The sequence below is a fragment of the Streptomyces sp. NPDC051776 genome, from assembly GCF_040681345.1.
In the GTDB taxonomy this organism is placed as follows: domain Bacteria; phylum Actinomycetota; class Actinomycetes; order Streptomycetales; family Streptomycetaceae; genus Streptomyces.
In genome coordinates this window covers 63,395-89,542 of the sequence record NZ_JBFAYQ010000025.1, presented here as the reverse complement: position 1 = coordinate 89,542, position 26,148 = coordinate 63,395, and the positions used below count along the sequence as shown (strand labels likewise).

19 protein-coding genes are annotated in these 26,148 nt (G+C 73.9%); 9 read left to right on the top strand and 10 right to left on the bottom strand.

Going from position 1 to position 26,148, the window contains the following annotated elements:
- Positions 1-185: 185 nt before the first annotated feature.
- On the top strand, positions 186-3,290 hold the full coding sequence (locus tag AB0M26_RS20090) for a helicase-associated domain-containing protein (protein WP_365262860.1): 3,105 nt from the start codon (positions 186-188) through the stop codon (positions 3,288-3,290).
- Between the two features lie 410 nt (positions 3,291-3,700).
- A complete protein-coding gene (locus tag AB0M26_RS20085; protein WP_365262857.1) occupies positions 3,701-5,350 on the top strand; it encodes a DNA repair helicase XPB in 1,650 nt (549 codons plus the stop codon).
- Positions 5,351-5,541: 191 nt separating this feature from the next.
- Here AB0M26_RS20085 and AB0M26_RS20080 read toward each other — a convergent pair whose 3' ends face one another.
- Positions 5,542-5,733: a hypothetical protein gene (locus tag AB0M26_RS20080; protein ID WP_365262854.1), complete on the bottom strand. Its 192-nt coding sequence runs from the start codon at positions 5,731-5,733 to the stop codon at positions 5,542-5,544.
- A 397-nt stretch (positions 5,734-6,130) separates the two neighbouring features.
- On the opposite strand from AB0M26_RS20080, the gene AB0M26_RS20075 reads away from it, so the two are divergent.
- A complete protein-coding gene (locus AB0M26_RS20075; protein WP_365262923.1) occupies positions 6,131-8,314 on the top strand; it encodes an AAA family ATPase in 2,184 nt (727 codons plus the stop codon).
- Between the two features lie 128 nt (positions 8,315-8,442).
- Here the strand turns inward: AB0M26_RS20075 and AB0M26_RS20070 are convergent, their stop codons facing one another.
- The gene (locus AB0M26_RS20070; protein WP_365262851.1) at positions 8,443-9,147 is read right to left on the bottom strand and encodes a copper homeostasis protein CutC; all 705 of its coding nucleotides are present in this window, start codon (positions 9,145-9,147) and stop codon (positions 8,443-8,445) included.
- A gap of 56 nt (positions 9,148-9,203) precedes the next feature.
- On the opposite strand from AB0M26_RS20070, the gene AB0M26_RS20065 reads away from it, so the two are divergent.
- Together AB0M26_RS20065 and AB0M26_RS20060 are read left to right on the top strand one after the other, a co-directional pair.
- Complete coding sequence (locus AB0M26_RS20065) at positions 9,204-9,881, top strand: HD domain-containing protein (protein ID WP_365262848.1); 678 nt, start codon at positions 9,204-9,206, stop codon at positions 9,879-9,881.
- Between the two features lie 75 nt (positions 9,882-9,956).
- Positions 9,957-11,264 carry a hypothetical protein gene (locus AB0M26_RS20060; RefSeq protein WP_365262845.1) on the top strand — a complete coding sequence of 436 codons (1,308 nt, stop codon included), beginning with the start codon at positions 9,957-9,959 and terminating at the stop codon, positions 11,262-11,264.
- Between the two features lie 242 nt (positions 11,265-11,506).
- Here AB0M26_RS20060 and AB0M26_RS20055 read toward each other — a convergent pair whose 3' ends face one another.
- The 3 genes from AB0M26_RS20055 to AB0M26_RS20045 all read right to left on the bottom strand — a co-directional run bounded on the left by AB0M26_RS20055 (position 11,507) and on the right by AB0M26_RS20045 (position 14,695).
- Positions 11,507-12,400, bottom strand: a complete 894-nt coding sequence (locus AB0M26_RS20055) for an ABC transporter ATP-binding protein (RefSeq protein WP_365262842.1) — start codon at positions 12,398-12,400, stop codon at positions 11,507-11,509.
- The gene (locus AB0M26_RS20050; protein ID WP_365262839.1) at positions 12,397-13,479 is read right to left on the bottom strand and encodes an iron chelate uptake ABC transporter family permease subunit; all 1,083 of its coding nucleotides are present in this window, start codon (positions 13,477-13,479) and stop codon (positions 12,397-12,399) included. The genes AB0M26_RS20055 and AB0M26_RS20050 overlap by 4 nt, the downstream gene beginning before the upstream one ends.
- Positions 13,480-13,666: 187 nt before the next feature.
- Positions 13,667-14,695 carry an iron ABC transporter permease gene (locus AB0M26_RS20045; RefSeq protein WP_365262836.1) on the bottom strand — a complete coding sequence of 343 codons (1,029 nt, stop codon included), beginning with the start codon at positions 14,693-14,695 and terminating at the stop codon, positions 13,667-13,669.
- 181 nt (positions 14,696-14,876) lie between these two features.
- On the opposite strand from AB0M26_RS20045, the gene AB0M26_RS20040 reads away from it, so the two are divergent.
- Entirely contained in the window at positions 14,877-15,593 is a 717-nt protein-coding gene (locus AB0M26_RS20040; RefSeq protein WP_365262833.1) for a haloacid dehalogenase-like hydrolase, read from the top strand.
- Here the strand turns inward: AB0M26_RS20040 and AB0M26_RS20035 are convergent.
- Entirely contained in the window at positions 15,479-15,739 is a 261-nt protein-coding gene (locus AB0M26_RS20035; protein ID WP_365262830.1) for a hypothetical protein, read from the bottom strand. The two genes, AB0M26_RS20040 and AB0M26_RS20035, sit on opposite strands and share 115 nt — an antisense overlap.
- A gap of 172 nt (positions 15,740-15,911) precedes the next feature.
- On the opposite strand from AB0M26_RS20035, the gene AB0M26_RS20030 reads away from it, so the two are divergent.
- A complete protein-coding gene (locus tag AB0M26_RS20030; protein ID WP_365262827.1) occupies positions 15,912-16,295 on the top strand; it encodes a cold-shock protein in 384 nt (127 codons plus the stop codon).
- Positions 16,296-16,394: 99 nt separating this feature from the next.
- On the opposite strand, the gene AB0M26_RS20025 is transcribed toward AB0M26_RS20030, so the two are convergent.
- The 4 genes from AB0M26_RS20025 to AB0M26_RS20010 all read right to left on the bottom strand — a co-directional run bounded on the left by AB0M26_RS20025 (position 16,395) and on the right by AB0M26_RS20010 (position 20,242).
- Positions 16,395-17,252: a 1,4-dihydroxy-6-naphthoate synthase gene (locus AB0M26_RS20025; protein WP_365262824.1), complete on the bottom strand. Its 858-nt coding sequence runs from the start codon at positions 17,250-17,252 to the stop codon at positions 16,395-16,397.
- Positions 17,249-18,088, bottom strand: a complete 840-nt coding sequence (locus tag AB0M26_RS20020) for a futalosine hydrolase (protein ID WP_365262821.1) — start codon at positions 18,086-18,088, stop codon at positions 17,249-17,251. The genes AB0M26_RS20025 and AB0M26_RS20020 overlap by 4 nt, the downstream gene beginning before the upstream one ends.
- Positions 18,089-18,182: 94 nt before the next feature.
- The gene (locus AB0M26_RS20015) at positions 18,183-18,683 is read right to left on the bottom strand and encodes a hypothetical protein (RefSeq protein WP_365262816.1); all 501 of its coding nucleotides are present in this window, start codon (positions 18,681-18,683) and stop codon (positions 18,183-18,185) included.
- 26 nt (positions 18,684-18,709) lie between these two features.
- Positions 18,710-20,242, bottom strand: coding sequence for an MFS transporter (locus AB0M26_RS20010; RefSeq protein WP_365262813.1), 1,533 nt, complete (start codon positions 20,240-20,242; stop codon positions 18,710-18,712).
- A gap of 288 nt (positions 20,243-20,530) precedes the next feature.
- On the opposite strand from AB0M26_RS20010, the gene AB0M26_RS20005 reads away from it, so the two are divergent.
- Both AB0M26_RS20005 and AB0M26_RS20000 read left to right on the top strand, forming a co-directional pair.
- Complete coding sequence (locus tag AB0M26_RS20005; protein ID WP_365262920.1) at positions 20,531-21,487, top strand: DUF3027 domain-containing protein; 957 nt, start codon at positions 20,531-20,533, stop codon at positions 21,485-21,487.
- Positions 21,488-22,482: 995 nt separating this feature from the next.
- A complete protein-coding gene (locus AB0M26_RS20000) occupies positions 22,483-26,133 on the top strand; it encodes a molecular chaperone Hsp90 (RefSeq protein WP_365262917.1) in 3,651 nt (1,216 codons plus the stop codon).
- The last annotated feature ends 15 nt before the right edge of the window (positions 26,134-26,148 follow it).

Below are 26,148 nucleotides of genomic sequence, written 5' to 3'. Positions count from 1 at the left end.
CCGTGCCCCATGACCACTACGCCCGCTTCCGCCCCGAACCCCGAAGACCCCCACGCCCGCTTCCGCCCCGAATCCCGAAGACCCCCACGCCCGCTTCCGCCCCGAGCAGCCTGGTCCTCATGGGGTGTCCGTCCGAGCGGGTACCGTGGTGCGGATGACCACCGGGCCGGAATCGGGAGGTGCGCGTGCCGACTGAGTCCCGCCGCGACAGCGGCCGAGGCGCCTCCGCCGCGCCCCGCACCCTCGCCGAGGAGCTGCGCGCGCGTCCGGACGAGGATCTGGCGGCCCTCCTCAGGGCCCGCCCCGATCTGCTCTCCCCGGTTCCCGGCGATCTCACCCAGCTCGCCACCCGCGCCGGTACCCGTGCCTCCGTCGTACGCGCCCTGGAGCGCCTCGACCGGTTCACGCTGCAGACCGCGGAAGCGCTCGCGGTCGCCCCGGCACCCTGCACGTACGACGTGCTGCTCGGTCTCATGGCGGGCGATGCGGGTGACGAGGACGTCGCTCGCGCGCTCCCCGGCGCCGTCGCCGCGCTCCGGGCACAGGCACTCCTCTGGGGTACGGACGCCCGTCTGCACCTGGTCCGCACGGCCCGCGAAGTGCTCGCGCCCGGCACGCCCTCCGGCGCGGTCGGCGGCACCCCCGGCCCGTCCCCCACCGGACTCGGGCCGACCGTCGCCGAGGCGACCACCGGTATGTCCCCCGGCCGCCTCCAGGAGATCATCGCCGGCTGCGGGCTGCCCGCCACGCACGACCCGGTGACCGCCGTGGAGGCGCTCGCCGCGCTCTTCCGCGACCGTCAGCGGATGACGGCTCTGCTCGCGCAGGCACCGGAGGAGTCCGGGGAGATCCTGGCGCGCCTCGTGTGGGGGCCGCCGTACGGAACCGTCCCCGCCCAGCCGTCCGCGCCGGTCCGCTGGCTCACCGACCGCGGTCTGCTGCTCCCTACGGCGCCGGGCACCGTCGTCCTGCCGCGCGAGGCGGCCCTGCATCTGCGCGGCGGGCGCGCGCACCGTCATCCGGAGCCGTTGGCTCCGGCCATCGGGTCCGCGGCCGAATACCGGCCCCGCATCGTCGACTCCACCGCTGCGGGCCAGGCGCTCGCGGCCGTTGCCACGGTCGAGGACCTGCTCAAGGAGTGGGATCTCGGTGGTCCTCCCGTCCTGCGCGCGGGCGGGCTGAGCGTCCGTGACCTCAAGCGGACCGCGACGGCCCTCGATACCGACGAGCCCACCGCCGCCTTCTGGGCCGAACTCGCTTACGCCGCAGGGCTCGTCGCCTCCGACGGCGAGGCGGACGAGCGCTTCGCCCCGACTCCTGCCGGTGACGAGTGGCTGAGCCTGCCCACCGAGCGGCGGTGGGGGGCGCTGGTCGCGGCGTGGCTGACAGCGACCCGTACGGCGGGAACGGTCGGCGGCCACGACGCGAAGGGGCGTCCGCTCTCCGCGCTCGGTCCCGGGCTCGACCGCGCACCCGCCCCGCACGTCCGCCACCGGGTACTGGAGCTCCTGGCCGGTGTGCCGAGGGGGCACGCGGCCGCGCCGGCGACGCTGCTGGCCCGGCTGCGCTGGGAACACGGAGCTCCATCGGACAGTGCCGAAACCGCGGCGCACGGGTCTCTCGGCACCGCAAGGAACGGATCCCCGGCGCACGGGTCCCCAACGGACAGGTCCCCAACGGGCAGGTCCCCGGCGAACGGGCCCGCAGCAACCCGCGGTCCGGCGGCCTACGGGACCGCACGCACCGCACTCCACGGATCCGCCCGCTCCGCGGTGAGCGCCTCCGCCCGGGCGCGATCGGCCGCCGCTCGGATCGCGTCCACCGATCGGGCCGCCGCGTCGCCCACCGCTCCGGACGATCTCCGCTCGCGCCTCGCCCGCTGGACCCTGACCGAGGCCGAACTCCTCGGCATCACCGGCCGCGGCGCCTTGTCCACCCACGGGCGCGCCCTGCTGGGCGACCACCGTGCCGACCACCCGGCGGGCGCCGTACCGACCCCCGACCCCGTACCGCCCCCCAACCCCGTACCGACCCCGGGCTCGGTAGCCACTCCGGGCTCGGTAGCGACCCCGGACGGCGCACCGACCCAGGACGCCGTCCAGCCCCGGGGCCCCGTACCGCACCGGGAGGACACAGGGGCTTCTGAGGAAGTAGGGGCCCTTGAGGTCTCAGGGGCCCCTGATGAAGTACGGATCCCTGAGGTCACAGGGACCCTTGAAGAGGGACGGACCCCGCCGCCGACCCCGCACGCCGCCGCGGCATCCGCCGCCCGCGCCGCCGCGCTCCTCGCCCCACTGCTCCCCGAGCCGCTGGACCACGTGCTGCTGCAGGCCGACCTGACCGCCGTCGCGCCCGGCCCCCTGGAGCGGCCGCTGGCCGCCGTGCTCGAAGTCCTCGCGGACGTGGAGTCGAAGGGCGGCGCGACCGTCTACCGCTTCACTCCCGGATCCGTGCGCCGCGCGCTCGACGCGGGGCAGACGGCCGCCGACCTGCACGCGTTCCTCGCGCAGCACTCGCGTACGCCCGTCCCGCAGCCCCTCAGCTATCTGATCGACGACGTGGCGCGGAAGCACGGGCACCTCAGGGTCGGTGCCGCGTTCGCGTACGTCCGGTGCGACGACGACGCGCTCCTCGCCGAGATCCTCGCCGACCGCCGCGCCGCGGGGCTGGCACTGCGCCGCCTCGCCCCGACCGTGCTCGCCGCGCAGGTCACCCCCGACCTGCTGCTGGAGCGGCTGCGCAGCATGGGCTACGCACCGGCCGCGGAGTCGGAGGAGGGCGACGTGGTGGTGGCGCGTGCCGACGCCTACCGGACGCCGCCGCGCACCGCGCCCGTACCCGTCCAGTGTGGGCCGCCCCTGCCCGATGCCACGCTGCTCGGCGCGGCGGTCAGGGCCATCCGCGCGGGAGACCTGGCCGCGACGGCGGTGACCAGGGCGGTCGCTGCGGGTGCGGCCGCGGCAGCGGGCCGAGCGTCGGCAGGAGACACGTCGCGGCGCACGACAGGGCGTACGGCAGGAGGTGCCGCGGCCCGTACGGCGCCCGCGGACGGCCTCCCCCGCACGACCTCGGCCGAGACCCTGGCCGCCATGCAGGCCGCCGCGCTCACCGGCAGCGCGGTGTGGATCGGCCACGTCAACGCCGACGGCGCGGCCAGTCAGCGGGTCATCGCACCGGTCCGTGTCGAGGGCGGTTTCGTCACCGCGTACGACCACACCGCCGACGAGGTCCGCACCTTCCCCCTGCACCGCATCACCGGCGTCGCCGAACTCGCCGACGGACCGGCCTAGTAGTGCGGCACTGGCACTCAGCGCGCTCGGACCGGTCCCGCCGGAGGAGGCGTGCCGCCCGGAGAAGCCCCGGCCGTGCGGCACACTGGAGGTTTGGCGGGTCGGCATGAGGCCCGCCGGGGGCCGTCCGGCCGAGCGGTTCCCGCCCGACCTGCCGGGGGCCGTCCGGCCGAGCGGTTCCCGCCCGACCTGCCGGGGGCCGTCCGGCCGAGCGGTTCCCGCCCGAAGAAGCCGCGGCGTTCGACCGAAGCAAGGCCGGCGTACGCAACGCACGCCCGGCGACCACGACGACGACAACCGACCGAAGCACGACCCACGACCGCTCGGACTGCGCCATGGCGCACCCCGCACGACCCCGCGGCCGCACCCGCCAGTAACGGGCGCACCCGCCAGTGAAGAAGGGACGAGGCGTGACCGGACCTCTCATCGTCCAAAGCGACAAGACGCTGCTCTTGGAAGTCGACCACGACCAGGCAGACGCCTGCCGCCGCGCCATCGCCCCCTTCGCGGAGCTGGAGCGGGCGCCCGAGCACATGCACACCTACCGCGTCACGCCGCTGGGCCTCTGGAACGCCCGCGCCGCCGGGCACGACGCCGAGCAGGTGGTCGACGCGCTCGTCGAGTTCTCGCGCTACCCGGTGCCGCACGCCCTCCTCGTCGACGTCGCCGAGACCATGGCCCGCTACGGGCGGCTGCAGCTGCTCAAGCACCCCACCCACGGCCTCGTCCTGCTCACCACCGACCGCCCGGTCCTTGAGGAGATCCTCCGCTCCAAGCGGATCCAGCCGCTCGTCGGTGCCCGCATCGACCAGGACACCGTCGCCGTGCACCCCTCGGAGCGGGGCCAGATCAAGCAGACGCTGCTCAAGCTCGGGTGGCCCGCCGAGGACCTGGCCGGGTACGTGGACGGAGAGGCGCACCCCATCGAGCTGCACGAGGACGGCTGGGCGCTGCGCCCGTACCAGAACCAGGCCGTGGAGAACTTCTGGCACGGCGGTTCGGGCGTCGTCGTCCTGCCGTGCGGCGCGGGTAAGACGCTGGTCGGGGCCGGCGCGATGGCCACGGCGAAGTCGACGACGCTGATCCTGGTGACCAACACGGTCTCGGCCCGCCAGTGGAAGCACGAGCTGGTGCGGCGGACCTCGCTCACCGAGGACGAGATCGGCGAGTACAGCGGCACCCGCAAGGAGATCCGCCCGGTCACCATCGCCACGTACCAGGTCCTCACCACCAAGCGGAAGGGCATCTACCCGCACCTGGAACTGTTCGACTCCCGCGACTGGGGCCTGATCGTCTACGACGAGGTGCATCTGCTGCCCGCGCCGGTGTTCAAGTTCACCGCGGACCTGCAGGCGCGGCGGCGGCTCGGCCTGACGGCGACGCTCGTACGGGAGGACGGGCGCGAGTCGGACGTCTTCTCGCTCATCGGGCCGAAGCGCTTCGACGCGCCCTGGAAGGAGATCGAGGCGCAGGGCTACATCGCGCCCGCGGACTGCGTCGAGGTCCGGGTCGATCTGACGGACTCCGAGCGCCTGGCGTACGCGACGGCGGAGACGGAGGAGAAGTACCGGTACTGCGCCACTACGCACAGCAAGCGGCGGGTCATCGAGGCGCTCGTCGAGCGGCACCGCGGGCAGCAGACGCTCGTGATCGGCCAGTACATCGATCAGCTCGACGAGCTGGGCGAGCATCTGGACGCCCCGGTGATCAAGGGCGAGACGACGAACGCGCAGCGCGAGAAGCTCTTCGAGGCGTTCCGGCAGGGGGAGATCGGCGTTCTCGTCGTGTCCAAGGTGGCCAACTTCTCGGTCGACCTGCCCGAGGCGACGGTCGCGATCCAGGTGTCGGGCACCTTCGGATCGCGGCAGGAGGAGGCACAGCGGCTGGGGCGGGTGCTGCGGCCGAAGGCGGACGGGCACCCGGCGATCTTCTATTCGGTCGTGGCCCGCGACACCATCGACCAGGACTTCGCCGCCCACCGCCAGCGGTTCCTGGCGGAGCAGGGGTACGCCTACCGGATCGTCGACGCGGGAGACCTGCTGGCGACTGACGAGGTCTGACGGCGGTCACGACTCGCGGGGTGACCGAACCGGCTGTACGCGTCGCGGTGTGGCCGAGCGGGTCGTACGGCGGGGCATGGCCGAGCGGGTCGTACGGCGGGGCATGGTCGAGCGGGTTGTACGGCGGGGCATGGCCGAGCGGGTTGTACGGCGGGGCATGGCCGAGCCGGTCGTACGGGCGGGGACAACGGTCAGCGGCGGCTCACCGGTGATCTCTCCGCGTACTCCCCGAGGAGTACGACGCGTACGGCGGCCTCGGCGTACACGCGGATCGCTCGCAGGACATTGCCCAGGACGTGGCGGTGGTCGTCTCGGTCGGCGCCGATGGCGGAGGCGCCCGAGGGGTCCGGACGGTGGCCTGATGTGATGGATGCTGTGCTCATGTCTCCATGATGGAATTCACGCGTTCGGAGCACATCGGCCCGCGGGTGTAACCGGCGGGAGGCGGTTGTCAGCCCCCGGGAGCAGGGCCCGCCATACCTTGGTCGGACGGTCCCTGAGGGGGCCTCGGGGGCGAGGGGCGCATGTGTGAGGGGTGCGACGTCCGGAAAATTCATCGCCGTTCTCCGGTGCGATGGCTAATATGCCGCGTCTGCCCGCCTCCCGTACCGCTGAGGGAGAGCCCCCGCCCGGTCGGAAACCGGTCGGCGTCACCGCTCGTATCCACCTCCCGGAGGCATTGCCGTGCCCGCGCACGCCCCAGACCAGGCCCGCGACCGCACCCAGGACCACACCAAGAAGCACTCTGTCGGCGAGGGCCCCGCCCCTGACGGTGATCCGCTGCGCCGCGAGCGCGAGCACCTCGCCGCCTCACGCGCCGCCCTCCGCGCCATGCGCGCCGAAATCGAAGCGCTCGACATCAGCGACACCACCGCGAACTGGGTGAGCGCCCTCGTCCTGGAGCGCGAGATCGGAGACCGCATCAAGGCTCTCGCCGACCTCGCCCACGCGCCCCTGTTCTTCGGGCGCCTCGACTACCTCCACGCCCCGGGGGCCGACAAGGCGGAGGGCGGCGAGGGGGAGCGGTTCTACATCGGACGCCGCCATGTGCACGACGCCGACGGCGACCCGATGGTCATCGACTGGCGAGCCCCCGTCTCCCAGCCTTTCTACCGGGCCTCCAAGAAGGACCCGATGGACGTGGCGCTGCGCCGGCGGTTCGGCTGCACCGGCGGCGACCTGACCGCCTACGAGGACGAGCACCTCACCGATCCGGCCGGGGCCGAGATGGTGACGCGCAGCAAACTGCTCCGGACGGAGATCGAGCGGCCGCGCGTCGGGCCCATGCGGGACATCGTCGCGACCATCCAGCCCGAGCAGGACGAGATCGTACGGGCCGGGCTCTCCGGGACCGTCTGCGTGCAGGGAGCGCCCGGCACGGGCAAGACGGCCGTCGGCCTGCACCGCGTGGCGTATCTGCTGTATGCGCACCGGGAGCGGCTGGCCCGCACCGGCACCCTCGTCGTCGGACCGAACCGCTCCTTTCTCCACTACATCGAGCAAGTGCTGCCCGCTCTTGGGGAGTTGGAGGTCAGGCAGGCGACCGTCGACGATCTGGTGGCGCGCGTCGAGGTCCGCGGCCGGGACACCCCGGGCGCGGCCGCTCTCAAGGGCGACGCACGGATGGCGGAGGTGCTGCGGCGGGCCGTGCGGTCCGGCGTGTCCATGCCCGCCGAGCCCTGCGTCGTCGTCCGCGGCTCGCGCCGCTGGCGCATCCCGGCGTACGAACTGGAGGAACTGGTACGGCAGTTGCTGGCGCGCGACATCCGCTACGAAGCCGCGCGCGCCGCCCTCCCGCAGCGCATCGCCCATGCCGTGCTCGTACGGATGGAGGCCGCGGGCGAGGCACCGGACGACCGCGTGCAGGGCGCGGTGGCCCGCAATCCGGCCGTGAAGGCGACGGTCAAGGCGGTCTGGCCGCAGGTCGATCCGGCGAAGCTCGTCTTCCGGCTGCTGTCCGACCCCGGCTTCCTGGCGGAGCAGGCGGAGGGGCTGCTGACCGAAGGGGAGCAGCGGGAGATCCTGTGGCCGAAGCCGCCCCGAGGCCCGAAGTCGGCGAAGTGGTCGGCGGCCGACGCCGTGCTGATCGACGAGGTGGCGGATCTGGTGGAGCGCACGCCCTCGCTCGGGCACGTGGTGCTCGACGAGGCGCAGGACCTCTCGCCCATGCAGTACCGGGCGGTGGGGCGCCGCTGCTCCACGGGATCCGCGACGGTGCTCGGCGACCTCGCCCAGGGCACCACGCCCTGGGCGACGGCGAGTTGGCCGGAGGCGCTGGCGCACCTGGGCAAGCCGGACGCACGGATCGAGGAGCTGACGGCGGGCTTCCGCGTCCCGCGCGAGGTCATCGCGTATGCGTCCCGTCTGCTCCCGGCCATCGCCCCGGGCCTGGTGGAGGCCACCTCGGTCCGTGAGGCGCCCGGATCGCTGCGGATCCACGAGGTTGGGGTGGAGGAGTTGGAGGCGGCGGTGGTCGCGGCCTGCCGCGAGGCGCTGACGCACGAGGGGTCGGTGGGGCTGATCGGGGCGGATTCCCGTATCCCGGCGCTGGCACGGGCGTTGTCCGGCGCGGGGATCGCTCACGCGGAACTGGGCACGGAGTCTCCGGCGGCGAGGGTCCCGTCGGCCCCGGAGCAGCCCGAGGCTCCCGAGGGTGAAGGCGGGCCGGAGATCGCCGGGAAGCCGGCAGCCTCGGGGGCGGAGGGGGAGGAGGCGGCGGGCCCGCGTCTCACCCTGGTCCCTGCATCGCTCGCCAAGGGCCTGGAGTACGACCACGTGGTCCTCGACGAACCGGCCGCCGTGGTCAACGGCGAACCGCCGGTGCCGCTGCCGGAAGCCCCGCAGCGTACGGGACTTCGGCGGCTGTACGTGGCGCTCACCCGCGCCGTCTCCGGGCTCACGGTGGTCCACGCCGCCCCGCTCCCGGGGGAGTTGGCGTCGCGGGAGCCGGAGCCCGTTTGCTGACTCGGCCGACTCCGGCGCTTCGGTGAACCCGACGGCCCGGCCACCCTCGCTACGAGAGCGTGGCGTCGATGGCTTCGCCGCGAGAGCGTGGCGTCGGTGCCGTCGAAGGCCGAGGAGAGGACCTGCCGTCACAGCAGCGCCGTACGCCACCCCTCGACCGCGGCCGCCGAGACCGGTGCGGACCAGTCGCCCCCGGGGCGTGCCGCCGAGCCGATGTGGAAGGCATCGATGCCGCCCTCGCGCAGCCGCGGAACGTGTTCGAGGCGCAGGCCGCCCCCGGCCAGGATCCGCGGCTCGTACCCCGGCTCCCCGGAGCGCGCCGCTTCCGCCAGAAGGAGCGGCATGCCCTGGTCGATGCCGGATGCCGAGCCGGCGGTCAGATACGTGTCCAGGCCGGGCAGCCCCGCCAGTTGCTTGCGCAGCGCGTCGCGGTGGGCGGCGCGGTCGATGGCCCGGTGGAAGGTCCATGGGCAGGGCTCGATGACCGCGACGAGCATCTCGACCGCGACCAGGTCCGGGTGCCCTTCGTGGTCGAGGAAGCCGAAGACGAATGCGTCCGCGCCCGCGGCGCGCAGCACCTCGGCCTCCGCGCACAGGGCGTGGAGTTCGGCGGCGGTGGTGCGCTCGCGGCGCCGGCCCGCGGCTGCCGGGCGCAGCATCACGCGCACCGGGATGGTCACGGCCGCGCGGACCTCGGCGAAGGTCTCGGGGGAGGGCGTGAGGCCGTCGGCAGCCATGTCGGTGACCAGTTCGAGGCGGTCGGCCCCTCCGGCTTGCGCGGCGACCGCGTCGTCGACGCCGAGGGCGATGACCTCGAGGATTGGTCTAGACATATTCCCAGGGTGCCACAGGCGGCCCGCACGGGGAACCGTGCCACACAATTGATTCCATGGCCGAGAACGCCGCCCACCATGCCGAGGCCGCAGCCACCCGCGACCTTCTGCTCGCGCGCTGGTCGCGGCTGCTCAGCCGTTGCCAGGAGACGGACCGCCCGGACCCCGTGCCGTACGGCGAGAACCTCCTGGCCCGCTGGGCCGAGCCGCACCGGCACTACCACACCACCGAGCACCTCCTCGCCGTCCTCGACCGCGTCGAGGAGCTGGCGCACCACAGCGCGGACCCGGACGCCGTACGGCTCGCGGCCTGGTTCCACGACGCCGTCTACGATCCGGAGCGCTCCGAGAACGAGGAGCGGAGCGCGCGGCTCGCCGAGCGCGCCCTGCCGGAGGCGGGGGTGGCGGCGGCTCGTACGGCCGAGGTGGCGCGGCTCGTACGGCTCACCGTCCGGCACGACCCGGAGCCGGGTGACGCCGACGGCGAGGTGCTCTGCGACGCGGACCTCGCCGTGCTCGCCGGTCCGCCCCAGGCGTACGCCGCCTATGCCGCCGCCGTACGGCAGGAGTACGGCTTCGTGCCCCACGACGCGTTCCGTGAGGGCCGCTCAGCGGTGCTGCGCGAGCTGCTGGAGCTGCCGACCCTGTTCCGCACGCCCACGGGGCACGAGCGCTGGGAGCGGACGGCGCGGTACAACCTGGAGACGGAGCTGCGTCTGCTCAGCGTGAGTTGATACGGCGCCGGGAGCGCGGGAGGCGGTACCGTCGGGCAGTGCCATGGTGAAATGCGCGCGCCCGCAGGGGATTTGGTGGGAATCGAGAGCGACAAGCTCGTATTCGACTATTTGAGCCGGGTCGGTGACCTGGCTCAGCAGCAGCAGTTGTCGTCCGGCGACCGGATGCGTCTGGTCACCCAGCTGCGTTCGGAGATCGAGGCGCAGCGCGCCGGTTCGGCGGACTCGGCCGCGTCGGTGAAGCGCATCCTCGGCAAGCTGGGCACGCCGTCCGACGTGGTGGCCGCCGCGGGCGGGACGGACGGACGACCCGAGGCGCCCAGGCACCGGCCCGCGGCGCAGGCTGCCGATTCGGGCTCCGGAGCCCGGAAGGCCACCTCTGAGCAGGCGGGTTCCAAGAGATCCGGTGCCCGCAATCCCGGCGCCCGGAAGCCCGGTGCCCGGAAGCCCGGTGCCCGCAATCCCGGCGCCCGGAAGCCCGGTGCCCGGAAGCCCGGTGCCCGCAATCCCGGTGCCGAGAAGCAGAGTGCGAACAGGGGCCCGCTCGGAACCGGCCCGTTCGGCCTGAGGCTCGGCGGCAGAAACGTGGACAATGGCGAGGCCGCCGCTGCGGAGACCGGTGACCGGCAGGCCGGCGAACCGGACGCTCCCGCTGCGGAGCGGTCCGCGCCCCTCACCGGCAGAATTCTTGACAAGTCCACCACGGTCCCGCCGCCGCGTTCGCCGAACGAGCCGTCGCCCCCGCACCTCGCGGGCGAGGACGAACTCGGGCCGCAGGAGGCCACCCCCGACTGGTGGCGCATCGAGCCGGGGCCGTTCGGTGACGTGGGCGAGGCCGTGCCCGGATTCGTCGGCGGCATCGAGGTCCCCGAGATACTGAAACCGCCGCCGGCACCGGAAGTCGACGCCGAGCGCCTGCGGAAGGCCGAGGCGGAAGCCGCGGCCAAGGCCGCGGAGGAGGCGCAGCCTGCCGGGGCAGGGGCAGGGGCGGGGCGCGGCGCGGGCCTGGCGCGGCGCCTGCTGTTCCGACACCGCAGAGAGGTGGTGCGGCGCTCGTTCAGCCCGCTCCTGCTGCTGGCCGCGGGACTCCTCGTCGCGGGAGCCGTACTCGGCTCGCTCATCCTGCTGGGAGTGGGGTGGCTCATCGCGTACGGCACGCGCGCGTTGACGCGCGCGGAGAACAAGTGGGCCGCCCTGGGGCTGCCCGGCCTCGTCGCGGCGGGCGCGCTCGTGTGGCTGTGGGGGCGGTTCGACGGGCGGTGGGGCGAGCCGATCGCCAAGGGGCAGATGAGCGCCGCGCTCACCGAGACATGGCCGGTCGCCCTGCGGGCGGCGGCCGTCGTCTCCGCGCTCTATCTGCTCTGGCGCGCCCGCCGGCGCTGAACCGCCGCGGGCGCGGGCCCCAACCCCCGTCGCAGCAAGGGCGGTTGACCTCGGTCGACGCCCCGAAGCAGCCTCGGCGCGACCTTACGAGCCTTGGTGGCCCGCCACGAGACCGTCTGCGCGACCCTTACGAGACCGTCTGCGCGACCGGACCGTCTACGCGACCGGACCGTCTGCGCGACCGGACCGTCGGCCCGACCCTTACGAGACCGTCTGCGCGACCGGAACTGTCGGCGCGATCCTTACGAGCCCACCGCCGACGAAGTGTCCCGCATCTGCGCCACCTCCTGCTGCTCGGCCGCCTCCGCCCCCGCCGGCCATGGAGCCCCCGGCACCACCAGCGGGCTGCCCGTCACCGGGTCCGGCACGACCACCGCGTCGAGCCCGAACACTTCCCGTACCAGCTCCGCCGTGACGATCTCGGCGGGCCGTCCCTGTGCCACGATCCGCCCGGCCTTCATGGCGACCAAGTGGCCAGCGTACCGGGTGGCCTGGTTGAGGTCGTGCAGCACGGCGACGACCGTGCGTCCACGCTCTTGGTTCAACTGGCGTACGAGATCCAGGACTTCGACCTGATGCGCGATGTCCAGATACGTCGTGGGCTCGTCCAGGAGCAGCAGCTCCGTCTCCTGCGCGAGGGCCATGGCGATCCAGACGCGCTGACGCTGCCCGCCCGACAGCTCGTCGACGGGCCGCGCGGCCAGATCGGTCACATCCGTACGGGCCATGGCCTCGCCGACCGCACGCTCGTCCTGCTCCGACCACTGCTGCCACCAGTGCTGGTGAGGCTGGCGCCCCCGTGAGACCAGATCGGCGACCGTGATCGCCTCGGGCGCGACCGGTGTCTGGGGCAGCAACCCGACCGACTGAGCGACCTTCCGGGTCGGGATGCGGGCCAGTTCACGGCCGTCGAGCAGGACGGAGCCGCCGCGGGGCTTGAGGAGCCGGCCCAGAGCGCGCAACAGGGTCGATTTCCCACAGGCGTTGGGCCCGACGATCACGGTGACCTCGCCGTCCGGCACGGAGAGGTCGAGCCTCTCGACGACGGTGCGCTCCTCGTAGGCGAGGGTCAGGTCGCGGGCGGCGAGCCTGCTCGCCGCGGGCCGGCGGGCCTCAGGGTTCTCGCACGCGGTCACGCTCGTCCTCCGGTACGGCTGCGGATGATCAGCAGGATGAGATACGGGGCGCCGACGGCGGCGGTGAGCACACCCACCGGCAGCTCGGCCGGCGCGAACAGGGTCCGCGCCGGCAGGTCCGCGGCGACCACGATGAACGCGCCCGTCAACGCCGCGCACAGCAGCGGGATCTGGGCCGTACGCGTCAGGCGCCGGGCGATCTGCGGCGCGAGCAGGGCCACGAAGTCCACGGGGCCCGCGGACGCTGTGGCCACGGACGCGAGGACGACGCCGAGCAGCACCAGACCGAGCCGGGCCCGGCCCAGACGCGAGCCGAGCGCGGTCGCCGTGGCGTCGTCGAGCGACACGAACCGCTGGGCGCGCGCCGCCCACAGCACCGCGGGCAGCAGCCCGAGCAGCGTCCAGCCGAGAGGCCCGGTCTCCTCCCAGCCCCGTCCGTTGAGGGAGCCGGTCATCCACACCTGCGCCTGCTGGGCGACCAGGAAGTCCCCCTTGGTGAGGAACAGTTGGGTCACCGAGCGCAGGGCGATCGCGAAGCCGATGCCGATGAGGACGAAGCGCGCGGCGTGCAGCCCGCCGCGCCACGCGAAGACGTACACGAGCGCGGCGGCGCAGAGTCCGCCCAGGACGGAGAGGTAGGGGAGGACGGCGTACGAGGTGACGCCGAAGGTCAGCGCGCCCACCGTCAGCGCGCCCGCGCCGTGGCTGATGCCGATGACGTCGGGGCTGGCCAGCGGATTGCGCGCGACGGTCTGGATGAGCGCGCCCGCGACGCCGAACGCCGCGCCGACCAGCAGCCCGAGGGTCATGCGCGGCAGCCGCAGCGTGGAGACGACGAACTCCTCCTGCGACGGCAGCCCGAGGACCGCCTTCACGGCCTCGGCGGGCGCGGCCGTCGACTCCCCGATGCACAGATAGGCCAGGCAGACGCCGGCCAGCGCCACCGCCAGCAGACCGGCGACGACGGCCGCCCGCCGGTGCAGCAGGAACGACCCGCGCCCGGCCCGTACGACCGCGTGGCCGGCCGGACGTATGCCGTCCCCGGCACGGGACTTCGTCGTGGCGGCAACCGCCGTCATACGCCCTCCCCGGCGTGCTTGCACCCCGTGCGCTCGGCTGGGCGCCGCACCCCTGTGCGCCGCCGCGCGCGCCGTTCTCCTACGTGCTCCCCTTCGGGCCGTCCCGCCGCGTCCTCCCCTTCGGGCCGTCCTCCCGCGTGCTTTCCTTCGCGCCGCGCTTCCGCGCGCTCCACGGCGCGCCCGCCCCTCATGCGGACACCGTCCTGCGGCGGACCAGGGCGACCAGGAACGGGACACCGATCAGCGCCGTGGCCACACCCGCAGGAACCTCCGACGGCGGGAAGACGATCCGGCCGACGACGTCCGCCACGAGCAGCATCACCGGCCCGATCAGGGCGGCCATCGGCAGCACCCACCGGTGGTCGGTGCCGGCGACCGCTCGGGCGATGTGCGGCACCGCGAGGCCGACGAAGGCGATGGGCCCCGCCGCGGCGACCCCCACGCCCGTGAGGACGGTGGCGCCCAGCCCGCCCACGATCCGTACGGTCGCCACCTTCTGACCGAGGCCCTTGGCGACGTCCTCGCCCAGGGCCAGGGCGTCGAGGCCACGGGCGACACAGAGCACGAGCACCGTGCCCACCACCAGGAACGGCCAGGTCTGGTCGATGACGGCGCTCTCCCGCCCGGAGACCGAGCCGACCTGCCAGAAGCGGAACTCGTCCAGAGTCGCTGCGTCCGTGGTGAGGATGGCGTGAATCACCGAAACGAGAAGGGCGTTGATGGCAGCGCCTGCGAGCGCGAGCTTCACCGGGCTCGCCCCGCCCCGCCCGCTGGAGGCGATCGCGTACACCGCGACGGACGCGATGCCCGCGCCGAGGAAGGCGAACCAGACGTATCCGGTGAGCGAGTGCACCCCGGCGAAGGCGATGGCCAGGACGACACCGGCCGCCGCGCCCTGGCTGATGCCGAGGATGCCGGGGTCGGCGATCGGATTCCGGGTGATGCCCTGCATCACGGTGCCCGCCATCGCGAGGGCGGCGCCGACCATGAGCGCGATGACCGTACGCGGTACGCGCAGGGTGCGGACGATTTCGGCGGTCTCGCCCGAACCGCCGTGCAGCAGGGCGTCGAGGACCGCGGAGGGCGCGATGGCGCGCGCCCCGACGGCGAGGCTCAGCAGCACCGCAAGGAGCAGGGCCGCGAGGGCCGCGGCGGCCAACACGAGGCGGCGGGCCACCAGAACGCGTCCGGGGCCGGTGGCGGTCGCGGCTGTCATCGGTCCCTTCGCGTTTCTCTCGCTCGGTGCTCGGTGCTCGGTGCTCGGTGCTTGGTGCACTGCGCTGTGGTTGCTGTCGTCCGGCGCTGTGCGACGACCCGATTCCGTACAGCAGGTTAGGCGAGCCTAAGCATACGGGGGGCCGCGGATGCCCGTGAGCGCGGACGGCACAATGACGGCCATGCCCATACCCGCGCTCACGGTCGGCTTCGACCTCGACATGACGCTGATCGACTCCCGGCCCGGCATCAAGGCCGCCTACGAGGCACTGGCCGCCGAGACCGGCACGTACATCGACGTCGGTCTCGCGATCAGCCGGCTCGGGCCGCCGCTGGAGCAGGAGCTGGCGTACTGGTACCCCGCGGAGCGGATCCCGGCCGCGGCAGAGCTCTACCGGTCGCTCTACCCCGCTTTCGCCATCGGTCCGACTCTCGCCATGCCCGGCGCGGCCGATGCTCTCGCCGCGGTGCGGCGGCTGGGCGGCCGCGCCATCGTCGTCAGCGCCAAGAACCAGCCCCACGTCGAGACGCACCTGACCCACCTCGGCATCGAGGCGGACGCGGTGATCGGCGGCCTGTGGGCGGAGGCCAAGGCGGAGGCGCTGACGGCGCACGGGGCCACGGTCTACGTCGGCGACCACACCGGCGACGTGCGCGGTGCCCGCACCGCGGGCGCGCTGTCCGTCGCGGTCGCCACCGGCCCGTGCGACGCGACCGAACTCCGTGCGGCGGGCGCGGATCTCGTGCTGTCCGACCTGTCCGGTTTCCCGGCCTGGCTGGAGCGCTACACGGCCGACCGCGCCGCCTCCCTGGCCCGACGCCTCTGCGCCGCGGCCGACCGCAGCACTCCGGCCGCGGCGACGGCGAAGCCGACACCCATGAGCATGGACACGAAGTAGGCGGCCGACGGGAGCGGTTCGGCGCCCAGGAACAGCGGCGCCACGGTCGCCGACATGGCCACCGCGCCGATGACGAAGACAATCACGCCGATACGGACGAGCCGGTCGCCCGGCCAGGCCGCGGGGCGCTTGGTTTCATGGGTCACCCGACCAGGGTAGGTGGGCTCCGGGAGCGGATCGGAACCACCCGGCGACGTCTTGTCACCAGGCACCGGACCATTAGCCTTGGAGACGGCGGGTCCGACGGGCCCGCTGTACTGCTCTCCAGAGCTGTTCCGTGTGTGTTTATCCCCGACGATCACGAGGACGAGGACGGACGTGCCTACCGGCAAGGTCAAGTGGTTCAACAGTGAGAAGGGCTTCGGCTTTCTCTCCCGCGACGACGGCGGCGACGTCTTCGTGCACTCCTCCGTGCTGCCGGACGGAGTGGACACACTCAAGCCGGGCCAGCGCGTGGAGTTCGGCGTGGTCGCGGGCCAGCGCGGTGACCAGGCCCTCTCGGTGACCCTGCTCGACCCGGCACCGTCTGTCGCGGCGGCCCAGCGCCGCAAGCCGGACGAACTCGCCTCCATCGTCCAGGACCTCACGACCCTCCTGGAGAACGTCGCGCAGCAGCTCGAGCGCGGCCGCTACCCCGACAAGGCGCACGGCCACAAGATCGCCGGCATGCTGCGCGCGGTGGCCGACCAACTGGACGTCTAGCGGCGGGGCCGTACTGGAACGCGGAAGTGCGGCACGCGCAATCCCGGCCCACCGCAAGCCTGGCCCACCGCAAGCCCGGCGCACCGGAAGTGCGGCGCGTCAGAAGCTCAGCGCATCGTGGCCGAGGGGTGGTACGAGCCCTTCGGCCGCGGCGCGTGTCAGCAGTGCGCGCACCGCGGCGTAGCCCTCGTCGCCGAGACCGGCCGTGAACTCGTTGACGTACAGCGCGATGTGCCGGTCGGCGACGCCCGGGTCCATCTCCTGCGCGTGCTCCATCACATACGCGCGCGAGGCCTCCGGGTCCGCCCAAGCCATGCGCACCGAGTCGCGCGCCGCGTCCGCGAGCTGCCGCAGCCGCTCCGCGCCGAGGTCGCGGCGGGCGACGATCGCACCGAGCGGAATCGGCAGGCCGGTCGTGCACTCCCAGTGCTCGCCCATATCGGCGAGGCAGTGCAGACCGAAGTCCTGGTAGGTGAAGCGGGCCTCGTGGATCACCAGCCCGGCGTCGACCTTGCCGTCCCGTACGGCGGGCATGATCTCGTGGAACGGCATGACCACGACCTCCCCCACACCGCCCGGCACCTCGTCCGCGGCCCAGAGCCGGAAGAGGAGGTAGGCCGTCGACCGCTCGCCCGGCACGGCGACCGTACGGCCCGCCGGGTCCAGGCCCGGTTCACGGGCGAGCACCAGCGGTCCGCAGCCCCGGCCGAGCGCTCCGCCGCACGGCAGCAGCGCGTAGCGGTCGGTGATCCAGGGGAGGACGGCGTAGGACACCTTGAGGAGGTCCAGTTCGCCGTGCTCCGCCATCCCGTTGGTGATGTCGATGTCCGCGAAGGTCACGTCCAGCGCGGGCGCGCCGGGGACGTGGCCGTGGGCCCACGCGTGGAAGACGAACGTGTCGTTGGGGCACGGCGAGTACGCGATCCGCAGAGCGGGGTCCTCGGCAGCCGGTCTCATCGGAACTCCTCCTCGACGATCGGGGTGAGCAGGCCGAACGCCTGCCGCAGAGCATCCAGTGCCTCACCGATCCGCCACGCGTCGCGGTCGCGCGGGCCGACGGGGTTGGATACCGCGCGCACTTCGAGCACCGGCAGGTGGTGCGCCGCGCAGGCCTCGGCGACCCCGAAGCCCTCCATCGCCTCTGCGGCGGCGCGCGGGTGGCGTCCCCTGAGCGTGGCGGCGCGCTCGGCGGAGCCGGTCACGGTGGAGACGGTGAGAACGGGGGCGAGCACGGCTCGCAGACCGCCGCGCTCCAGTGCTTTCGCGGCGCGTGCTGCGGGTCCGACCGGGGGGTGGTGCACGGTGCGGCCGAAGCCCAACTCGTCGACGGGCACGAAGCCGTCGGGCGTCTCGGCGCCCAGGTCCGCGGCGACGATCGCGTCCGCGACGACGAGGCTGCCGAGCGGGGCGTCGGGCGCGAACCCGCCGCCGATCCCGGCAGAGACGACGATGTCGTACGGGTCGCCCGCCAGCGCGGCGGAGGTCAGCGCTTTCGCGGCGCCTGCAGCGGCGGCCGCGGGCCCGGCCCCCACGGCCAGCACATCGGCGAACAGCCCCGGGCGGCCAGGCGCGTCACCTGCCGGCGGGCGGTGCAGCCGCCGGTGCGGTGTGCGCTCATCGGCTCGTACGGGACCGGCACTTGCCGGTGGGACGTGGGCTGCGTCGGTCCGGACGGTGTCGGCATCGAGGGGCGCTGTGCGGGAGGCGTGGGTCAGTACGGCGCCGGCATCGGCCAGGCCCGCGGACACAGCGTCCGCCTCCGCCGTCACCGCTGTGACCACGAGGAGGCGCACCGGTCGCGGTTCCGCGTCCTGCGGTGGAGGTGGCGTAGGCCGCACGTCCGGCCCGCTCATCGGTCGGTGCCCGATCGCCGGGTGAGGCGGTCCGTCAGGACGCCTTGCTGAGGTTGAACTGCCACAGGCCCTTGGGCTTGTCCCCGCCCGTCAGCTCGATGATCGCGACCTTCGCGGTCTTCGGGGCGGCGGCCGCCCCGCCGGGCGTGCTCTGCTGCGGGGCGAAGATCTGGTCGAAGTCGAAGGTGCGGTAGGTGTCCTTGCTCGCCTCGGCCATCGTGGGCTGGCCGTTGACGACCATGACCCAGCCGGACTCGGCGATCTCCGGGTCGACGCCGACCCGGACCTTCTCGCCGTCGTGCACGGTGACCTTCTTGCCGGAGTTCTCGGAGAAGCAGCTCTTCAGCTTCTCCTGCGACAGGCGCTTGCCGTCGTTGTAGCACGCAGCCTCGGCGGACGCGGAGTTCGAGCCCACCGTGACCGTCGCCAGCGGGGTCGGCTTCTCGCAGGCGGAGAGGGCGACGAGGCCGAGAACGGCGGCACCGGCTGCCATCGCGGTGCGGCGGGTCTTGCTCCTGGAAAGCGCAGAGGTCATGCGCGAAGGCTATCTGCCTGCTCCGCTCACGCCACGCGGGGGTGCGGCGAGCCGCGACGCCCGGCGGTCAGCAGCCCCCGTACGGTCACGGCCGCGCCCGCCCCGCACATCGCCGCGGCCACCGACATGCCCAGAACGCCGTTGAGCGGAAGCGAGATGCCGATTACTCCGCCGACCACCCACGACATCTGGAGCAGTGTTTCGGAGCGGGCGAAGGCGGAGGTACGCACCGGCTCCGGTACGTCCCGCTGGATCAGCGCGTCCAGCGACAGCTTCGAGAGGGCCTGGGTGAATCCGGCCACGGCGCCCAGCGCCGTGGCCGTCACCTGGTTGAAGAACACCGCCGCGAGGATCGCCGTCCCCAGCGCGAGGGCCAGGACCGCGGCGATGATCGGCTCCGGCGTACGGGACCTGACCCAGGCGCCGACGGCTGTGCCCAGCGCGTTCCCCACGCCCGCCCCGACGGCCACCATGCCCAGGGAGAACGCCGCGGTCCGCTCGCCCAGCGGATGCTCGCGCAGCAGGAACGCCAGGAAGAAGATGAGGAAGCCGGAGAGCGCGCGGTGCGTGGCATTGGCCTGCAGACCGTGCAGCACCGACGGGCCGACGGTCCGCAGACCCGGCTTCTTCGGCCGCCTTCCCCCGCGGCCGCTGCCGCGCCGCAGTCCGCCGAGCCAGACGGGGGCGTGCGCGGCGCGCGACGCGCCGGCTCCCCTCACCCCCGTCGAGTGGGGCGCCTGTGCCTCGGGGTGCGCATGGGACTCATGGGAGATGAAGCGGGCCTTGCCCTCGCCCTTCGCCGAGTCCACCTTGTGCGGCAGCGTGAAGGCCAGGAACGCGCCTACACAGAACACCGCGAACGCGGCGTAGAGCGGCCACCCCGATCCGATCATCTGCAGCCCCGCCCCGACGGGCGCGGCAATGCCCGTGGCCAGCAGACCGCCGAGCGTCACGCGGGAGTTCGCCTTGACCAAAGCGAATCGCGGGGGGAGCAGCCGCGGTACGACGGCGCTGCGCACGACGCCGTACGCCTTGGACGCCACCAGGACGCCCAGTGCCTCCGGATACAGCTCGATGCCACCGGTGGACACGGCGTTCGACAGGGCCAGCGCCAGCAGGGCGCGGGCCAGCATGGAGCCCGCCATCGCCAGACGGCGCCCGTGCGGAAAGCGGTCGAGCACCGGGCCGATGACGGGGGCGAGCAGAGCGAAGGGCGCCAGTGTGATCGCGAGATAGAGCGCGACGCGGCCGCGGGCCTCTTCCGTGGGAACGGAGAAGAAGACCGTGGAGGCGAGGGCGATGGTGACGAGCATGTCGCCCGCGCCGTTGACGGCATGCAGCTCGATCAGTTTGCCCAGCCCGGACTCGCCCGCGCCGTGTGCGTGCGTGACGCGGCGGATGCCCTTGCCGGTGGCGGTGAACGGCAGGTGCAGGGCACGTCCGACCGCCGCGCCGATACGCCGGAGCGGACTCGTGCGTGCGGACGACCAGTCGGCTGCCACCCCGTCATACTGCCCCAACTCGTACAAGGCATGGCTGTTTCGCGGGCCCGGCGGCATGTCAGCTTCCGGTTCGCCGGGCCCAGGAGAGGGGGAGGGTGGGCCCCGCGGCCCCGGGCGGGGTAGCGTGCGGTGCGCGCACCGGTCGTTCTCGGCTCCGCACCTGTCGGCGATCCCGCAGAATGGGTTGTAGCAGGTGCGCCCGAGGCTGGTCGGGCACGGACGTCGACGCGGTCCTGCGGTCCGCTCCGTCCGCCGCCCTCCGGCTGCCCGGCCGGTTCGCCCGGTCCGGCCGGCGCACGCGTGATACGGCGTAGGAGAGAATCGATTCTTGTGAGTGCTGCGACGATGCGAAGCCGTACCCCAGACCGCATGTGCGCCGAGGCGGTCGAACTCGCCCTCGCCGCGGCCGTCGAAGCCGCGGGCGAGGACTCGGTCGGCGAGCACCTCGGCGCTGTGGCGGACGGTGACAGGGTCGTCACGCATTTCTTCGCCTGCCACGAAGCCGCCTACCGCGGCTGGCGCTGGGCCGTGACCGTCACCCGCGCCTCCCGGGCGAAGGTCGTGACGCTCGACGAGACTGTGCTGCTCCCCGGGCCCGAGGCGCTGCTGGCGCCGGAGTGGGTGCCGTGGAGCGAACGGCTGCGGCCGGGCGACCTCGGCCCCGGGGATCTCCTGCCGATCGAGTCGGACGACCTCCGCCTGGAGCAGGGCTTCTCCGGAGAGGACGAGCCGCCGCCCAACTCCGTGGTGGGCGAGGAGGCCGAGGCCGCGCGCGACGCGGCCGACGTCGCGGCGCGGACGGCCGGGACGGCGGCGGGGACGGACCGTGCGGTGGGGGAGGCCGCGGACGGATCCGCGGCTCCTCCCGCTGCCCGGCCCCCATCGCGCGGGAGCATCGAGGCACTTGCCGACGAACTGGGCATGCGCCGAGCGCGCGTCCTCTCCCGCTACGGCCTCCACACGGCGGCGGACCGCTGGGAGGAGGGGTACGGCCCGAAGACGCCGATGGCCCAGGCGGCACCCGCGGCCTGCGTCACCTGCGGTTTCCTCGTCCCGCTCGCCGGCTCGCTGCGGCAGGCGTTCGGCGTCTGCGCGAACGAGTTCTCCCCGGCCGACGGCCGCGTCGTCTCGCTGACATTCGGCTGCGGCGGCCACTCGGAGGCCGCGGTCATGCCGAAGCCGCCGCGCCCGGCCCCACCGGTGATCGACGAAACGAAGGTCGACCCCCTCCCGCTCCGCCCGGATCGCACGGGCGGCTCGGTGGAGGACACGGGCCCGGAGGAGGAACTGGGTCACTCCTGACGGGGCGACCTGCCGGGTGCGACTGACCCCCGGGTCGTGGTCCTGCCGGTGGCCCGGGAGCCTCCATCCACGGGAGCCTCGATCCAGGGTCTCCCTCCCGGCTCGCCCGCGCGCCGGGCGCCGGTGATCGAGAGGCGAATGCCCTGCCGCGAGCCGTTGTCGGCTGGGGGGCGCGTGCATGCGGATGTCGTGACGCGCATGCGGACGTGGTGATCGCATGCGGACGTGGTGAGGCGCATGCGGACGTCGCGACGACTGTGGCGACGTACGGACCCGTGGACCGAGTAGCCGGGACGTTCTCCCCAGGTCCCCGGTCGAGCGCGCACATACTGGGGTGGGGCCGCGGAAATCTCCGTACATGTGCGACTTTGACCCCGATCGGCGGCTTCGCGCTCCGGGGCGGGCCGACCCTGCGCATGCCCCCACAGGACTCTCGAGCGCCCAGTCGTCGGCCATCACTGCGGCCACAACGGCCGTACAGGGCCCCGTGGTTGAGCGATGGCGTGCTCCACCCGGGCAACGGTGACCAGAGGCTCCCACACGCGGGCGCGGGCGCCGATGCGCGCTGTCGATCGGGTCGCCTGCTCTCCTGCCCGTACCGGACCGGGCCGTGCGGAGTCCGGCCCGGACCGTGGCGGAGTCCGGCCCGTGCCGTGCGGTGCCGAGTCGTGCCGTGCGGTGCCGTCAGCCGTCCGGTTCTGGCAGGCCGGGTGCCGGGCGGCCGGCGGTGGTGCGGCTGCCCATGTCCTCTCCGGGCGGTTGGTGACCGTGGCTCGCGCCCGGATCGGCGCGTGCGGTGAAGGGGTTCGGGGCGGGGGGTGAGGGAACCCGGCCCGGGGCGCGGAGCGGCGGGCGCGCTCCCGCGCGCGGGTGCTCGCTCCCGGCGATCCGGTCGGCTGCCGGGGCGGGCAACCGGGCGCGCCGCGCAAGCGGTACGTTCTGCGCTGACAAGCGGTGGTGCGGCGACAGGGAGACGAGACGTGAGCGGCACGGCGATGGTGCGGGCGACGACCGACGGGGAGGACCCGTTCGGGACGGCGCGGCTGCGGCGCGGCGTGCTGGACGCGTGGGCCGCCTCCCCCGCACGCTTCCGCGAGGACGCCAACGCCGAGGAGGACCTCGCGCTCGGCGGCTACCGCGACCGGCTCGTCGTCGAACTCGCCCAGAACGCCGCCGATGCCGCCGCCCGCGCCGGGGTTCACGGTCGCTTCCGGCTCACGCTCCACCCCTCCGGGCCGGGCGGCGCGAGCGCCGGAACGGCCGCCGACAGCACCTCCGCCGTCCTCGTCGCCTCCAACACCGGTGCGCCGCTGGATGCCGCGGGCGTCGAGTCGCTGTCCACGCTCCGCGCCTCCGCGAAGCGCGACGAGGAAGCGGTACGGACCGTGGGCCGCTTCGGTGTCGGCTTCGCGGCCGTTCTCGCCGTCAGCGACGAACCGGCGGTCGTGGGCCGGACGGGCGGGGTCCGCTGGTCCCTCGCCGAGTCCCGCGAACTCGCGCGCCGGGCCGCCGAGGCCGGCACCACCAGCACCGGCGCCAACAGCGCCAACAGCGCCAACAGCGCCAACAGCGCCAACAGCACCACTGGAACCGCCGCGTCCGGCATTGATGAGACCGGCTCCCGCTCCGGGCTCGCGGACGAACTGCGACGTCGCGACGGACACGTGCCCCTCCTGCGCCTGCCGCTGCCCGCACAGGGCACCGCACCCGCCGGCTATGACACGGCCGTGGTTCTGCCCCTGCGCGACGGTGCCGCCGCGGACCTCGCCGCCCGGCTCCTCGACGGCATCGACGACGCGCTGCTCATCACCCTCCCGGGCCTGTCCGAGCTCGTGGTCGAAACCCCCGACGGTGTACGGACATTGACCCGGCGTCAGGACGGCCCGCACATCGTCGTCGAGGACAGCGCGCACGGGACGACCCGCTGGCGCACCGTCACCGCCGGCGGGACGCTGGACCCCGAACTCCTCGCCGACCGGCCCGTGGAAGAGCGGCTGCACCCGGTCTGGTCGGTGACGTGGGCCGTGCCCGTCGACGACGCCGAGGACGGTGCGCCCGCGCGCCCCGGCACCGCGCCCGTCGTCCACGCGCCCACCCCGACCGACGAACCGCTCGACCTGCCCGCGCTGCTGATCGCCTCGTTCCCGCTCGAGCCCACCCGCCGCCACGCGGCCCCCGGGCCGCTCACGGACTTCCTGGTGCGGCGGGCCGCGGAGTCGTACGCCGATCTCGTACGGGACTGGCGGCCCGTCGGCACCGGCTCCATCGGTCTCGTCCCCGGCCCGCTCGGCAAGGGCGAATTGGACGGTCGGCTGCGCAGCGAGATCCTGCGTCTGCTGCCGCGTGTGGCGTTCCTGCCCCGGGCCGCGGCACCCGCGCGGGACACGGGAGGGGACACCGCACCCGCGCTGGACACACAGGCAGCCCGCGCCGCTCAGGGCTGGGAAGCCACGCCGTACGAGCGGACCCCCGCGGAGGCGACCCCCGCGGAGGCGGCCGCCACGACCGAGGCGACCGCCATGACCGAGGCGCGCGGCGGAGAGTGGGACGGGGAGGGGTTCGCGCGGACGGGCCCCTCCGGTGAGACGACCGGCGCGCTGCGCCCCGTCGACGCCGAGATCGTCGAGGGCGCGGGGGCCGGGACCGTACGCGTCCTGGCCGACCTGTTCCCCAACCTGCTGCCCGCCGGCCTCGAGCGGCGGTCCGAGCTGCGCGCGCTCGGCGTCACACGCGTCCCGCTGGGCGAGATCATCGACCGGCTGGCGGGTGTCGAGCGCGCCCCGGCCTGGTGGTGGCGGCTCTACGACAGCCTCACCGGCATCGACCCCGACCGCCTCAGCGGTCTGCCCGTACCGTTGGCCGGCGACGCCGGGGGAGCCCGTACGACCATCGGGCCCCGCCAGGTCCTCCTGCCGGTCCCCGGCGCCGACGAGGGCGCGGAGGAGCGCCGCGGCTCCGCTGCCGCGGGCGAGGCAGCGGACGATGGCACGGACAGCGGCGCGGACTTCGGCGTGACCCGCATCCCCGCACCGGCGGGCGAGCGCGCCGCGGGCCGGGCTCCGGCCGGCGCCGCGACGCTGGCCCGCCTCGGTCTCAAGGTCGCCCACCCCGACGCCGCCCACCCCCTCCTGGAGAAGCTCGGGGCGACACCCGCCACGCCCCGCGCAGTCCTGACCACCCCTCAGGTGCGGGCCGCCGTGGCCAACTCCCTTGACAGCGGGGAGATCTGGGACGAGGACGCGGACACGCTCGACGCCGAGGAGCTCGCCGACGCCGTCCTTGCCCTCGTACGGGACGCCCGGCTCGAACCCGGCGAGGAGCCCTGGCTCGCCGCCCTCGCCCTCCCCGACGAGGACGGCGAACTCGCCCCGGCCGGTGAACTCGTCCTCCCCGGCAGCGCGTTCGAGCGCGTCATCCGTGAGGGAGAGCTGGCAGCCTGCGACACCGGACTGGCCGAGCGGTGGGGCGAGCAGCCGCTGACCGCTGTCGGGGTCATGGCCGGCTTCGCACTCGTCCGCGCCACCGATGTCGTCCTCGACCCCGATGAACTGGAGCCGGGTGACGGAGACTTCGCCGAGCCCGACGACATCGGGCTGTGCGACGCGATCGACGTGTGGTGCGAGGACGTGCTCGACCGGCTCCCCGAGACACCCGTGCCTCCGGTCGCCGCCGAGGTCATCGGGGTCCGAGACCTCGACCTGGTCGACGACGACGCCTGGCCGCAGGCCCTCGCCCTGCTCGCCCGGCCCCCGCTGCGGGAGGCACTGACCGCGCAGGTGCGGGTGCTGCTGCCGGACGGCACCAACGAGACCGTCCGCCCGTACACCGCCTGGTGGTTGCGCGGCAATCCCGTGCTCGACGGCCGCCGCCCGGCCGGCCTGCGCGCCGCGGGCAGCGACCCGCTGCTGGCAGGACTGTACGACCCGGCGGACGCGGCGGGCTTCGAGGACGAGCGGGTGCTGCGCGCCCTCGGCGTGCGGACGTCCGTGGAGGCGCTGCTCGACGAACCGGGCGGGGCCGCCGAACTGCTGGCCCGCCTCGCCGACCCCGAGCGCCCGGTGACCCACGACCAACTGCACGCTCTTTACGGCGCGTTGGCGCTGCTGGACCCCGAACGGGTCACCCTGCCCGATGAGCTGCGGGCTGTCGTCGACGGCGAGGTACGGGTCGTGGACGCCTCGGACGCCCTCGTCGCCGACGCCCCCGACCTGCTGCCGCTCGCGGCGGGCCGCGCCCTGCTGCCCGTACCGCCCGGCCAGGCGGCGGAGCTGGCCGAACTGCTGCAGGCGCCGCGGCTGAGCGAGGTGTACGAGGGCCGCGTCACCTCACCGGATGCCGTGAGCGAGGGCGAAGGAGAGGAAGGAGCCGGCGGGCGGACGTACGAAGTCCCCGATTCCGTACGGACGTTGCTCGGCCCCACCACCCCCGCCTCGTACGTCGAGTACGAGGAACTGCTCGTCGACGGGGTGGAGGCGGACTGGCGGCTGACCCCGGACGGCGTCCTGCACGCGGCGACGCTGGAGGGCGTTGCGGCGGGCCTGGCGTGGGCGGCAGGCGCATGGCAGCGGCGCTTCGAGGTCGCGGCACTCCTGGAGGACCCCTCCCGCACGGAGGAACTGGCCCGCGACCGCTGGTTCGACCAGTAGGCGCACGCCGCTGGC